Origin of the sequence: Rhizobium sp. SYY.PMSO, from assembly GCF_046840415.1 — a bacterium.
Taxonomy (GTDB): Bacteria; Pseudomonadota; Alphaproteobacteria; order Rhizobiales; family Rhizobiaceae; genus Rhizobium.
The window spans coordinates 1,399,285-1,413,790 of sequence record NZ_CP177351.1; the positions used below are offsets into that span (position 1 = coordinate 1,399,285).

At 61.7% G+C, this 14,506-nt stretch carries 4 protein-coding genes; all 4 read left to right on the forward strand.

The genetic code is table 11. The annotated features are described in order from the left end of the window. The first annotated feature begins 273 nt into the window (after positions 1 to 273). The 4 genes from ACJJVH_RS33150 (at position 274) to ACJJVH_RS33165 (ending at position 14,448) form a co-directional block, all read left to right on the forward strand. Complete coding sequence (locus tag ACJJVH_RS33150; RefSeq protein WP_412066564.1) at positions 274 to 2,142, forward strand: non-ribosomal peptide synthetase; 1,869 nt, start codon at positions 274 to 276, stop codon at positions 2,140 to 2,142. Next, positions 2,139 to 10,223, forward strand: coding sequence for a non-ribosomal peptide synthetase/type I polyketide synthase (locus ACJJVH_RS33155; protein WP_113423503.1), 8,085 nt, complete (start codon positions 2,139 to 2,141; stop codon positions 10,221 to 10,223). The genes ACJJVH_RS33150 and ACJJVH_RS33155 overlap by 4 nt, the downstream gene beginning before the upstream one ends. After that, complete coding sequence (locus tag ACJJVH_RS33160; protein ID WP_113423504.1) at positions 10,220 to 12,703, forward strand: condensation domain-containing protein; 2,484 nt, start codon at positions 10,220 to 10,222, stop codon at positions 12,701 to 12,703. The genes ACJJVH_RS33155 and ACJJVH_RS33160 overlap by 4 nt, the downstream gene beginning before the upstream one ends. 149 nt (positions 12,704 to 12,852) lie before the next feature. Further along, positions 12,853 to 14,448, forward strand: coding sequence for a hypothetical protein (locus ACJJVH_RS33165; RefSeq protein WP_113360045.1), 1,596 nt, complete (start codon positions 12,853 to 12,855; stop codon positions 14,446 to 14,448). Positions 14,449 to 14,506: the final 58 nt, after the last annotated feature.

The following is a 14,506-nucleotide window of genomic DNA, read 5'->3' on the forward strand; positions in this document are numbered from 1 at the left end:
CTCATGCTGCTGCAGTCGCTGCCGCACGTAATGCTTTCGGCCGAGATGTTTCCGCCGTATCCGGCCTTTCCGGCCAAATGGCTACGCCCCTCTACAACCTACGACTTTCGATGGTGAGAACAGTTATCCCAATGATCAACTGGTGCTTTTGCTCCAGCATGAAATTCTGCAACGGGCGATGAAGCATTTCGCGTCGTCGCAAGTCGCAGGACAACCCGGAGAGCGATGATGATTGACCGCGATGCTCAAGCAGAAGCAAGTAGCGCAGCCGTTATGCATTATGATCGCAACCTTTGCCTTCACGAAATGCTGCGTTTCCAGGCCCGCGCCATACCGCAGGCAACGGCCCTTGTCTTCGGCGATACCCATATCAGCTATTGTGATCTCGATCGCATATCGGATGCGCTGGCATCGCACCTGATAAGAATCGGCGTGCGAAAGGCCGATATTGTCGGCCTCTTCCTGCCGCGGAGCGCCGACGCGGTCATTTGCACCCTGGCCATCCTGAAAGCCGGAGGCGCCTATCTTCCGCTCGATCCGGCCTTTCCGGTCGAGCATCTCGATTTCGTCATCGGCGAATGTGCGCCGAAAGTCATTTTCGTCAATTCGGACCATGGCGACAAGCTGAGCCGCATACCCAGCATGAACGGCAAGGTCATCGAGGCAAGTGCCATTATCGCTGAAATGGCCGGCAAGCCGCGAATGACCGCGCCCGCCATAGAGATAAACGGCGGGGATCTCGCCTATATCATGTACACCTCCGGCTCGACGGGCCGCCCCAAGGGAACGATGATCCGCCATCGCAGCATTGCGCGGGTCGTTCTCGACCAGAGCTATGTCGACTTTCGCCAGGATGACGTCGTTCTCCACACGGCCACCATCTCCTTCGATGCGTCGACGTTCGAAATCTGGGGCGCGCTTCTCAACGGCTGCACTTTGGCAATCATGCCCGACGCCGATTTCTCCATCTCGCGCCTGTCCGATTTCATGCGGGCGACGGATGTAAGCGTTTCTTTTCTGACGACGGGGTTGTTCAATCTTTTTGCCGATCATGCGCGGGCACCCCTGCCAAAGCTTCGCCATATCCTCTTCGGGGGAGACGTCGGTTCGGCCGTTCACGCCCGGCGCTTTCTGGAACACCATCCCGGCTGCAAGCTCACCAATGCCTATGGCCCGACGGAAACGACGGTCTTTGCCACCGCTTTCCAGGTCCTGCCGAATTTTTCCGGCGGGGAACTGCCGATCGGCAGAGCCATCGCGCATACGGGGATCGCCATATTGGACGAGGAGCTGCGCGTCCTCCCTCGCGGAATCGAGGGGCAGTTGGCGATATCGGGCGATGGCCTCGCCATCGGTTATTTCAAACGTCCGGAGCTGACGGACCAGAAATTCGTGACCGTCGATACGAAAGACGGCAGGACGCGCTTCTACCTGACGGGCGACATCGCCTGCCTGAAGCCGGATGGCACGGTCACCTTCAAGGGCCGCCGCGACAGGCAGGTCAAGGTCAACGGCAAGCGCATCGAGCTCGATGAAATCGAAGCCGCGCTCAGGCGCGATCCGCGCCTGGCCGATGGCATCGTCCTTTGCCACATGCAGGGCGAAAGCCTGAAGCGTATCGTCGCCTATCTGTGCCCCAAGGAAAGCCACGCGGGCGCGGGCGCCGATCTGGTGCAGAGCGTCATGGCCAGCCTGCGCGCCATCCTTCCGGCTTATATGATCCCGAGCGCCGCCGTTATCGTCGACACGCTGCCGCTGACGGCCGCCGGGAAGGTCGACCGCTCGAAGTTGACGCCGCCGCCGGTCGAAACGCAGTCAAAGCCTTCGGATACCAGAAGCAGGACAGAGGAGGCGGTGACGGCTCTGTGGCAAGACGCGTTGAGCCTTACAAGCGTCGACCTCGACAGAAATTTCTTCGACCTCGGGGGCACTTCCCTGCAGCTGATGGAAATTCATGCCGGACTGGAGGAAACACTCGGCCGTGCGATCGACGTGGTCGCGCTGCTGCGCCATCCGACAATCCGGGAACTGGCGCTTTATCTGGATGGCCGTGCGCCTGGTCCGACGCGCATCGCCGCCGCCGCCCAACGCGCGGCTCTACAGAAAAAAGCAATCTCTCACATCCGCAGGAGCTCCTTATGAAACGGAACCAGCCGGAGAATGGCGAACAGCATGATGTCGAAGATCCTGAGGATCAGAGCGAGCAGATTTCCGGGCACATCGCCATTGTCGGCATGTCCGGCCGCTTCCCCGGCGCGCCCTCCGTGGGTGAGCTTTGGCAGCTGATACTCGAAGGGAAGAACGCCTTTTCGCGGTTGTCGCCGGATGAGATCGAAGACGCGTTCACCGATGAAGAGAGGGCGCAACCCAACTATGTCGCCGCCAGGCCGCATCTCGAAGGCGCCGATATGTTCGACGCCGAGTTTTTCGGCATGTTTCCGCGCGAGGCTGCCGTTACCGACCCGCAACATCGAATTTTCCTGGAAATATGCTGGGAAGCGCTCGAGGACGGCGGCTACGATCCGCAGCGCTATACCGGCCCGATCGGCGTCTTCGCCGGCTCCTCGATGCCGACCTACCTGATCAACAACGTCCTGCACGATCGCGCAAAGGCTGAGGAGTTCACCTCGCACTACCAGATCGGAAGCTTTCACGAGCTCGTCGGGGCGCTCAACGACACGCTGTCAACGCGTGTCGCCTATAAATTCAATCTGCGCGGCCCCGCCTTTACGCTACAGTCGGCATGCTCGAGCTCTCTTTTGGCCGTCTCGCAGGCATGCCAGAATCTGCTTACCTATAGCTGCGACATGGCCCTTGCCGGCGGCGTCTCGATCACGATTCCGCAAAAGAGGGGCTATCTCTATCAGGAAGGCGGCATGGCGTCGCCCGATGGCGCCTGCCGGCCGTTCGACGCCGACGCCGCGGGAACTGTCTTTGCCAGCGGAGCCGGCGTCGTTCTCCTGAAGCGCTATGAAGATGCACTTCAGGATGGCGATCACATTTATGCGGTCATTCGCGGCTACGGCATCAACAATGACGGCAGCGACAAGGTCGGGTTCACGGCGCCGAGCGTCGAGGGTCAGGCGGAAGCGATCGCGACGGCGCTCGCCAATGCGGATGTCGATCCTTCGTCGATCGGCTATATCGAATGCCACGGCACCGCGACGCCGCTCGGCGACCCCATCGAGTTCAACGGACTGACGAGAGCGTTCGCGCATGACGCGCCGGGAGCGGCGAGCTGCGCGCTCGGATCGGTCAAGGGCACCATTGGCCATACCGATTGTGCCGCCGGCGTGACCGGTCTCATCAAGGCGGCGCTGGCGCTTCGTTGTGCGAAGATCCCGCCGATGCCGAACTATCGGCAGCCCAATCCGCGCATCGCCCTCGAAGGAAGCCCCTTCTACATCCCGACAACAGCTATCGACTGGCTGCGGGGGCAAGCGCCGCGAAGAGCAGGCGTGAGTGCCTTCGGCGTCGGCGGCACAAACGTCCACATCGTTTTGGAGGAGCCTCTTCATTCCTCGACTACCTCGAAAGAGGTAGGGGGCGATTACATTCTCCCCCTTTCGGCGCGCAGCAAGCCGGCGCTTGCCAAGATGCGTACCAATTTGGGTGATCATCTGGCCCAGAACCCCGAGCTTTCGGTCGCACAGCTCGCCCATACGCTTCAAACCGGGCGGCGCGAGTTCGCTCATCGGCTGGCCGTTGTCGCCGCAAGCGTCGAGGACGCGATCGTCAAGCTGACGACGGAGAGCCTTCAGCCTTTGGTCGCAGCCGATCAACCGCCCGTCGCATTCATGTTTCCGGGCCAGGGCGCGCAGTATGTCGGCATGGGCGCCGGCCTCTACAGCTCCGAGCCGGAATTCGCCCGCTGGATCGACCGCGGCGCCGAGCTTTTGAAAATGACCCTCGGGCTCGACCTGCGGGATTATATCTGCCACACCGGCCCCGCCACGCAGGCAATTGCCGACGAGCAACGCGAAACCCGCATTGCCCAGCCTTGCCTCTACCTCGTCGAATATGCGCTTGCCCGCCTGTGGCTCAGCCGCGGCGTAAAGCCCTATGCCATGATCGGCCACAGCGTCGGCGAGTTTGTTGCCGCCACGCTCGCCAATGTCATTTCCTTCGAAGACGGCCTGCGTCTCGTGGCCAATCGCGGCCGGCTAATGCAGCATCAGCCGCATGGGGCAATGGTGTCCGTTCGCGCCGATGCCGGCACGACAGCCTCCTACCTGCAGGGAGAGGTCGAGATTGCCGCGATCAACGCCCCGAAGCTCTGCGTCATCTCCGGCCCGTTCGGCGACATCGACAAGGTTTGCGCAGCGCTTTCCGCCGCCGATATCGCCTTCAGCCGGCTGCACACGTCGCACGCCTTTCATTCCGCAATGATGAGCGACGCCGCTCTGGCGCTGCGCCAGGAGACCGAGAAGGTCACTTATGGCACGGCCACCATACCCTTCATCTCGGGTGTCACCGGCGATTGGCAGACGACCGAGCTGGCGACCTCTCCCGATTACTGGGCCATGCACTGCCGCGACGCCGTGCGCTTTGCCGACGGGTTGGCCACGCTCTGCCACGACCGCAAACCGGTTCTTCTCGAAGTCGGGCCGGGGCGCACCCTGTCGGTCTTTGCCGCGCAGACCATCGCCCGCGACGGCCTTGCCGCCGTCGTACAATCCTTGCCCGAACACGACCGGGCATCCGCGGCGGCGGCCACTCTTGCGGAGGCCCATGGCAAGCTGTGGATGGCGGGATGCCGGCTCAATTGGCCGGCTCTCCCTTCCGCTGCCCGACAGCGGCTTTCCCTGCCGACCTACCCGTTCCAGAGACAACGCCACTGGATCGATGCACCTCCGTCCGCTCGCCGCGCATCGACGCGGAGCGGCGGTATCCAGGCGGAAAGCCGCCCGGTAGCCGATTCCTCTGTCTCTGACGTCAACCTCACCGAGGAGAATCCAGCGATGAACGTTGCAGCACCCATTCTCATATCCAGCCGCCTGCCACAATTGGAAACGGCCCTCCTGACCTTGTTGAGCGACATGTCGGGTGAAACGCTCGGGCCGGACGAGCGGACGGCGACATTCCTGGAACTTGGCTTCGATTCGCTTTTCGTCGGTCAGTTTGCGCAGCGCATCGAGAAGGATTTCAAGGTCAAGATCTCCTTCCGGGAACTGCTGAGCGATATCCCTTGCGTCGCCGATCTGGCTGTGTACCTCGATCAGCAGATGCCGCCCGAGGCGATGAAGGCCGCGGAACCGGCACCATCCACCTCCCCCATCGCGGTCATGCCGACGTCGGCCGTGGCCGTGCCGATGCCGCAGCCTCTCATGCCGCCGGCCGCCCCGGTCGCATCGATGCCGGCTGCGGCATCGGATCTCGCCATGGTGATGCAATCGCAGATCCAGATGGCCCAAACCCTGTTTGCCCAGCAGCTGGCAATGCTGCAGCCCATGCAGGGCGGCCCCCAGGCAGCGTCCGCCTCGGGCGCCTCGGCCACGACATCCGCGCCAGCCGCCGTGCCGCAGCAGCAGCCCGCGGCAAGCGCACCGGCTGCCGCTGCGCCCGCCGAAAGCGATTTCGGCACCGAACGCATCAAGCTGTATCGTCCGAATGCAAAAAGCCTGGCTCCGGAGATTTCCGCCGCCAAGCAGGATTTCATCGCCAATCTCACCAGGGCGTATGAAACCAAGAACGCCAGGTCCAAGAGCTTTACACAGGAACATCGCGGGCATCTGGCCGATCCCCGCTCCGCGTCGGGCTTCCGGGCGGATTGGAAGGAGATGGTGTTCCCGATCGTCTGCGATCATTCCAAGGGTGCCTATATCTGGGATATCGACGGCAACCGCTATGTCGATCTGGTCAACGGCTTCGGGCAGACCGCCTTCGGCCACGCGCCCGATTTCGTGATCGACGCGGTCAAGGCTCAGGCCGATCGCGGATTTGCCATCGGCCCGCAGACGCCGCTTGCCGGCGACGTCGCCGAGATGATCGCCGACATCACCGGCCACGAGCGGGTTACTTTCTGCAATACCGGTTCGGAAGCGGTCATGGCGGCGATGCGGCTTGCCCGCGCAGTCACCGGCCGCGATCGGGTCGTGGTCTTTGCCAATGATTATCACGGCCAGTTCGACGAGGTTCTGGTCAAGGGGCGCAATCGCGCCGACAAACCGATCGCCCTGCCGGTCGCCTCCGGTATTCCGATGGCCTCCGTGTCGAACATGACGGTGCTGCGCTACGGCGCGCCGGAAAGTCTCGATTTCATCCGCGCCAATGCCGACGAGATAGCGGCAGTGATCATCGAGCCGATCCAGAGCCGTCATCCGGAGCTGCAACCGCGAGACTTCGTGCTGGCGTTGCGCGACATCGCCACCAGATCGGAGTTCGCCCTGGTCTTCGACGAGGTCGTCACCGGCTTTCGCGTCGATCCCGGCGGCATGCAGGCGATCTGGGGCATCAAGGGCGACATGGCGACCTATGGCAAGGTCGTCGGCGGCGGAATGCCGATCGGCGTGCTTGTCGGCAGCCCGCGCTTCATGGACGCGCTCGACGGCGGCCACTGGACCTATGGCGACAACTCCGTTCCCATGACGGCTCCGACATTCTTTGCCGGCACCTTCGTCCGCCATCCGCTGACGCTTGCCGCCGCCCATGCCGTGTTGCACCACATCAAGGGAGAAGGATCCGCTCTCTACGACCGCGTCGCCGAGCGGACGGAGGCGCTGGTTGCGGAGATCAAGGCCGATCTTGCCCGGCGCGGCATTGCCGATGTCGTCCACGGCTACAAGAGCTGGTTCGCCACCGATTTTTCCAGCCAGGATCCGCTCGGGGCGCTGTTTTATGCCCAGATGCGGCTCAATGGCGTCCATATACAGGACGGTTATCCCTGCTTCCTGACGACAGCCCATAACGAGGATGATTTCGATACCATTGCGAAAGCCTTCCGCGATAGTCTCGATGCCATGCAGGCCGTGGGGATATTCACGGCGAAGGAAGAGCTATCCGCCCCGGCAAGGCAGATGTCGGCGACCGCCGCGAAGCCCCTGTCCGCACCGTTGACGGAAGCCCAGACGGAAATATGGCTTGCGGCGCAGGCGGGTGACGAAGCGTCCTGCTCATTCAACGAATCCTTTTCGCTGACGCTTGAGGGAAGCCTGGATGAAAAAGCCATTCGGAAAGCCTTCGATACGGTCATTGGGCGTCACGATGCCTTCCATATCCGCTTCGACCGCAGCGGCGAGCATTTCCAGTTCATTCCGGATTTCCAGCTCGATCTGCCGATCCTGGAGGGTCTCGATCAGGAAGGTCTCGCCGGCCTCGTAGACGACGAGGCCCATACGCCCTTCGACCTCATCAATGGCCCTCTCGTCCGCGCGAGCATCGTCAGGCTGGCGCCCTCCAAGCATGTGCTTGTCTTTACCGCCCATCACATCGTCTGCGACGGCTGGTCGATCAACACGTTCGTCGAAGAGCTGTCGGCTGCCTACGATGCCTTCAAGGCGGGCAGCGTTCCGGAATTTGCGCCGGCCCTCTCCTTTGCCACCTATTCGACGGATCTTTCCCCCAGGCCGGAAAAATCCCAGGCAACCGAGCAGTTCTGGCTGGATCAGTTCAAGACCGTTCCCGACCTGCCGGACCTGCCGCTCGATCGGCCGCGCCCGGAATATCGCAGCTTCGCGGGCGGAACCTGCACCGGCTATGTCGGCGCCGACGTCTACAAGGCTCTGAAGAAGAAAGGCGCCAAATCGGGGGCCACGCTGTTCTCCACGCTGCTGGCAACGCTGCAGGTCATGATATCGCGGCTGTCCGGCCAGGACGATATCGTCATTGCCATTCCTTCGGCCGGACAAAGCCTGCTGGATGGCCGGACCCTTGTCGGACATTGCGTCAATCTGCTGCCGCTGCGTCAATCGGTATCGCGGACGGAAGCGTTCGCCGCTCATCTGAAGGCGACGCAGCAGCTGGTTTTCCAGGCCTTCGAGCATCAGGACTACACGTACGGCACCCTGGTGCGCAAGCTGGATACGAAACGCGACCCAAGACGCCTGCCGCTCACCGAAATCCAGTTCAACCTCGAGCGCGTGGCCGGCGGATCGACCTTCGGCGGCCTGAAATCGACGATGGAGCCGAACGCGAAAGCCTTCTCCAACTTCGATCTCTTCTTCAACATGATCGAGGCTGCGGATCATATCCGCATCGATGTCGACTATAACGCCGATGTCTTCGACCGCTCGACGGTCGAACGATGGATCGGTCATTTCTCGACGCTGGCTGCGGCGCTGGCAAACGACATGGATCGCAAGGTCTGCGAGCTGCCATTGCTGTCGGCAGAAGAAAAATCCTGGTTGATCGACGATCTCAATCGGACAGCGGCGCCTTACCATCACGATCAATTCGTCTTCTCGCTCTTCAGCAAACGGGCATCCGAGCATCCGAATGCCGTCGCCGCCAAGCATGACGACCAGACGATCACTTACGGCGAATTGGAAACGCGCTCCAACCAGCTCGCGCTCTACCTCCAGATGGCGCTTCCAGACCCCGGTCAGCGCATCGCCATACTGGTCGAGCGCTCGCTGAACATGCTGATCGCCCTCCTCGCCGTCATGAAGGCAGGGCATACCTATGTTCCGATGGATCCGGCTCATCCCAGACCGCGCCTGCTGCAGACGCTGGATATCGCCCGCATCGGCGGCGTGATTTGCGATAGCGACGACATGGCCCGGCTGGCAGCCGCCGAGACTCCCGTCATCCGTCTCGACAAGGACGCCAAGGCGATCAGCTCCATGACGGGCCTGCCGCTGAAGACCCTGCCGGTCGATACGACGGCATCCGCCTATATCATCTTCACATCGGGTTCGACCGGCATGCCCAAGGGTGTCGAAGTCTCGCATCGGTCCCTGACGAACTTCCTTCTCTCGATGGCCAGGGAGCCCGGCTTCGATGCGAACGATACGCTGGTCGCGGTCACGACGATCTCCTTCGATATCGCCGGCCTGGAGCTCTACCTGCCGCTGATATCGGGCGGGAAGGTCGTCATTGCCAGCCGCGGCCAGGTCCAGGACGGATTTGAGCTGGTCAAGCTCATTGACGAGCACGACGCCACGGTTCTGCAGGCGACGCCGACGCTCTGGCAGATGCTGGTGGAGGCCGGACTGAAGGAACGGCGGACGCTGAAGATGCTTTGCGGCGGGGAACCGCTGCCCAAGGAATTGGCGCGCTCCCTGCTGTCGATCGGCGGCGAGCTCTGGAACATGTACGGGCCGACGGAAACAACGATCTGGTCGTCGCTGCAGCGCGTCACGGATGCCGACCAGCCGATCACGATCGGCCATCCGATAGCCAATACCCAGCTCTACATCCTCGACCAGAGCGACAATATCGCGCCGGTCGGCGTCATCGGCGAACTGCATATCGGCGGCGACGGGCTGGCGGAGGGTTATTTCGACCGGCTCGACCTGACCGAGAAAGCCTTCATCCCGCATTGCTTTACCGTCGGCAGGCCGATGCGCCTCTACAAGACCGGCGACGTCGGACGGCGGCTTGCGGACGGTTCGCTGCAATTGCTCGGGCGACGCGACCAGCAGATCAAGCTGCGCGGCTTCCGCATCGAACTCGGCGACATAGAAGCGGTCATTTCCAAGGCCGAAGGTGTGCGCCAATGCGCCGTCGTCGTCGCCGAAAACGCGAAAGGCGACCGCTCCCTGGTCTGCTACATCGTACCGAGCGCAAGTGGCAGCGAGACGTCCTCAGCCAATATCGCGGCGCATGCCAAAGCCAACCTGCCGGGGCATATGGTGCCCAGCTTCTGGGTGATCGAAGCCGAGCTGCCGCAGACCGCCAACGGAAAACTCGACCGCAAGGCGTTGCAGCAGCGCGGCGTACCGCAGCGCGAGGCCGCACCGAGCAAGGTCCAGCCGAAAACCGGGACGGAGCAGCGGCTGCTGGCGATCTGGCAGGATGTTCTGAACCTTGGCGATATCGGCGTCGATGACAATCTTTATGCGCTCGGCGCGGATTCGCTGACCATCTTCCGCATCGCCGCCCGCATGCGCGACAACGGCTTGCCGCTGGAAGCGAAACATCTGCTGCGTCATCCGACGATCGCCGCGCTGGCTGCCTTTGCCGACAACCAGGGAGAGGCACTGTCCGATGCCGTTCAGCTCCACACACCATCCTTGCGTGATTTTCGTAACGGCGCACGCCGCGGCCTGGGGGCAGCTCTATGAGTACGGTTGACAATAGTCCAAACGGTTCGGTTGCCGAGCCAAGCATCATCGGTGAATTTCCCTGCACGCAGACGCAGTTGCGCTGCTGGATCCTCGATCAGCTCAATCCGGGCAATCCGGCTCTCAACGTCGCGGTTCGGTGGGAGATTCGCGGCTCATTCAAGGTCTCGACCCTTGAGGCGGCATTTCGAAAAGTAATCCAGCGTCATGAAATACTGAGGACCCGGTTCATCGACAAAGGCGGGCGACCTGTCCAGCAGGCCGTCGGCGACGTCAACTTCAAGATGTCGGTGATCGATCTTCGCGGCATGCCGCCGGAACAGCGCCAGGCGCGAATCCTGTCGATCGGCGAGGAGACGGCGCAGGCACCCTTCGACCTCGGCGCGCCCGGCCTGTTCCGCGTGACCCTGCTGATGGCGGAAAACGAGCGCGGCTTCCTGCTGATCACCGCGCATCAGAGCTGCTTCGACGGCTGGTCCATCCGCGTTCTCGGCCGAGAGGTCGGGGAAATAGCGGCAGCGATCGACGCGGGGCGGCCGCCGGCCCTGCCCGAGCTGCCGTTGCAATATGGCGATTACGCCCTGTGGCAACAGGAATACCTGCAAAGCTACGGTTTCGAGACGGAGAAAACCTTCTGGCGGGAGACGCTGCTGGGTGCTCCCTATTTCGAAGTCGCACCGGACATGCCGCGCGGGCATGTCAAAACCAATCGCGGCGACATTCTTTCCATCGCCCAGCCGCCGGCCTTCACGGACCGCATGGACGCGGCCGCCCGCGCCCACCGCGTCTCGCAATACAGCTTCGGCGCCGCCGTTCTGAGCGCGGCCCTCCATCGACTGACACTGGCGCCGACCGTTCTGTTCGGTTCCCAGATTGCCGGCCGCGAGCATAGCGATCTGGAAGACATGATCGGCGTATTCATCAACAATCTGGTGCTGCGTTTCGATTTCGGCTCCGACGTCAGCTTTTCCGAGCACATACATTCGGTCAGTGCGACGATAGAAGGAGCGCTGAACCATCAGCGCATGCCGTTCAACAAGCTGGTGGAACTCGTCAATCCGGTGCGCGATCCGGCACGCAATCCGCTGATCTCGGTCAACTTCAACCTGCAGAAGGCGTTTCTCGAGGACCGCCGCTACGGCGGTTTCGAGCTGATCAGCTCACCCTCGCAATCGCCGGGTGTCATCTACGATCTCAGCTTCATCATGATCGGTCGGCCGACCGGCTGGCGCATGTCGATCGAATACAATGCCGACCTGTTCGAAGCGAGCACCATCGAAAGCCTCCTGCAGCTCTGGAGGAACGCCTATGAAATTGCTCTCGACCACCCTGAGGCGCCGCTTTCTTCGCTCCTTGCGCCGGAGCGGCAACCGGCACCTTCCGCCAAGATTGCGCCAATGGATGGCGCCATCGCAGGCAAACCGCCGGTCGATACGCGAATGGAAGCGCTTGCTGCGCTTTGGAAAGAAGTCCTACAGGTTCCGCAAATACGTCCGGATGATGATTTCTTCGCGCTCGGCGGTCACTCGCTTCTCGCGCTACGGCTCCTATCGGAAGTTCGCACCCGATTCGATGCAACACCGACATTGCAACTTCTATTCAAGCAGCCAACGTTTGCGGGCTTTGCTGCTGCGATCTTCGACACCGAAGAGATCGCGGCGCCGCGGGAAAAGGTCGTAAACCCGTGGGAGCTGGTCACCTGCAAGCATGGCACCGGGATCGGGGCGGTCTATACGCTCAACCATCCGTTCCTCTATTACCGTCTGGCCAATGCGCTGCCGGATACCGTCTCGGTGCATAACGTCAACATGTTCCATGCCGACCTGGCAAACGGCATGGATCGCCTCTCCATCGAGGATATCGCCAGCCATGCGATAGACGCCATGCAGATCGGCAAGCCTGTCGGGCGTGTCGCCGTCGTCGGACTTTGCGTCAATGGCGTCCTTGCGATGGAAGTCAGCCGCCAGCTGCGGGAAAAAGGCATCGATGTCGGCCTCACGGCAATCATCGATGCATGGGCTCCGGGATATTTCGCATCCTTGCCGAAACGGGAGCAGGCGCGATGGAACCGGGAGCGACGGCGCAAACGCCTCGCCTACTTCACCCGGAAGCTGCTGTCCCGGCGTATCGCTCTTATCGACTATCTCAAGGAGTTCGAAATCACCCTTTCGCTTCTCAGGATATTCGGCGTCAAGGCGGGCCAGTATTCCCCCGAGGAGGAAACAAACGAGAACGTCACCAAACTGCTGGTGGCGGCGGCGCGGCGCTACAAGCCGCCGCAGACAAAAGATCCCGGCGTCGTTCTGCTGCGAAGCAGCGCTACCCATTCGCGCGCGCGCCAATTGCGGTTTGGATGGGGCAATGCGATCGGGGACGACTGCATGGTGGTCGATATCGATGGCTGGCACGAGGACTCCCTCACCAGCAACGGTATCCGCGATCTGGCGTCGACTCTCTCCGGAAAGCTCGCCGGCGACTAGAACGACTCCGCGTTTCACGGAATAGCGGAGCCGCTCTATCCCTTTGTTCTTAAAAGATTCCTGGCAAAAAGCCGCTGCGCAATTTCCTGGAATTGCCTAAGGTTCCATCCCATGGCCTGCGGGAAGTCAGGCCATAAGAGGAAGCAGATATGAACGAGACCAAGCCATTGAGGGTCGGCGTTCTCGTCGCTCGCGGACGTGCGCTCGAGAATTGGGAGCTTATGATCCTGGATCGGATTTTGGCGACGCCTCGACTGGAGCTCGCCGCCGTATTTACCCATCCTCATCCCTTCGGGGAGAACAAGGCATCGAAGCTGTTATCCTGGAGCGCGCGTCTGGAAGCCAGAGCCCTTGCCCGGCAACCCGCCTATTCGCCAAAGTATTTCAATAGCCATCGCCACTTCATCGATTGCTATGATATCGACGCGGGCACATCACGCGCCGGCAGCAGCATTACGGCGGCATTCCTGAGCCGCCTGAAGCTCGATCTTGTCATCCGCATGACGCCGAAAGGCATACCGGACGATGCGAACGCCGCGTTGCCCTTTGGAGAATGGGCCTTCAATTTCTGCGACCAGCGAACCGCCGGAGCGGATTGGTTCGGATATGCAGACGTGCTTGCCCATGCCCCGACCACCGATCTGGTCCTCTACGCCAAGTGCGGCGGCAAGCCGGACAGGCTGGAGATTGCAAGGGCAGCGTTCAACATCAAGCCCAGCGCCGCGAGATTGAGTGCCTTCGTGCGGGAACGAAGCGTCACGCTTCTGATGCGCGAACTGGCGCGATTGGCCGATACCCGGCGGTTCAGCCCCGCCGCCATCGCCGATTCCGCCAACGGACATGCGCCCTCGTTCGGCGAACTTCTGCGCTACGGTTGCATCGTCGCAGGCTCGGTCTCGGCCATAGCGCTCAAATCGATCAAGGCGAAACTCCATGCCGATTCCGCCGTATGGACCCTCTATACGGGGCGCGGCCAGATCGATGACTTCGATCCGCGCGAGGCGATTGAGATCCCTCCTTCCGACAACAGCATCAAAGCCGATCCGTTCCTGTTTCAACACGAAGGCAAATGCTATCTGTTCTACGAGGCCTATGCCCGCGGCGACCGCAAGGCGCATATCGCCGTCGGCTGCTTCGACGGCGATACGCTCCAGCCGGTCGGGGTCGCGCTGGAGCGCCCCTATCATCTTTCCTATCCGTTCGTATTTCGTGACGGCGACCAGATCTTCATGATACCGGAAACCCATCAGGCCCGACGCCTGGAGATCTGGCGCTGCCGCCAGTTTCCGCTGCAATGGGAGCTCCATGCCACAGCCTTCGAGGGTCAATCGCCGGCCGACAGCATTCTGACCCGCCACGAAGGCAAATGGTGGCTGTTCACCAACCTGTCGGATTTTCATGCCTACGAAGATCATTGCAGCGAGCTCTACCTGTTCGAGGTCGATGGTCCTGCCCTTACCGGCATAAAGCCGCACAAGCGGAATCCCGTCGTTATCGGCAGCACCGATGCGCGGGGTGCCGGACGTATCTTCGAGCAGCAGGGGCGGCTGCTGCGGCCCTCGCAACGCAATTCGCACGGCGTCTATGGTTACGGGCTCAACATCATGGAGATCGAAACGCTGACGCAGGAGGATTATCGCGAGCGCTGCATCCGCACCATAACGCCCGTCTTCAAGGCGGGATTGCACGGTTGCCACCATTTCGATGCGACCGGCGGGCGCTATATCGTCGATGCCAGGCTGTAGGCTTGGTCAAGAGCGGTTCCCCGTTTCACGGGATCGATGAGCCGCTCCAGCCCTTTGT

What these genes read in the sequence shown, in the direction of transcription:
- ACJJVH_RS33155 (WP_113423503.1), top strand. Translation starts at nt 2,139, where the DNA reads ATGAAACGGAACCAGCCGGAGAATGGCGAACAGCATGATGTCGAAGAT.
- ACJJVH_RS33165 (WP_113360045.1), top strand. Translation starts at nt 12,853, where the DNA reads ATGAACGAGACCAAGCCATTGAGGGTCGGCGTTCTCGTCGCTCGCGGA.
- ACJJVH_RS33160 (WP_113423504.1), top strand. Translation starts at nt 10,220, where the DNA reads ATGAGTACGGTTGACAATAGTCCAAACGGTTCGGTTGCCGAGCCAAGC.
- ACJJVH_RS33150 (WP_412066564.1), top strand. Translation starts at nt 274, where the DNA reads ATGCATTATGATCGCAACCTTTGCCTTCACGAAATGCTGCGTTTCCAG.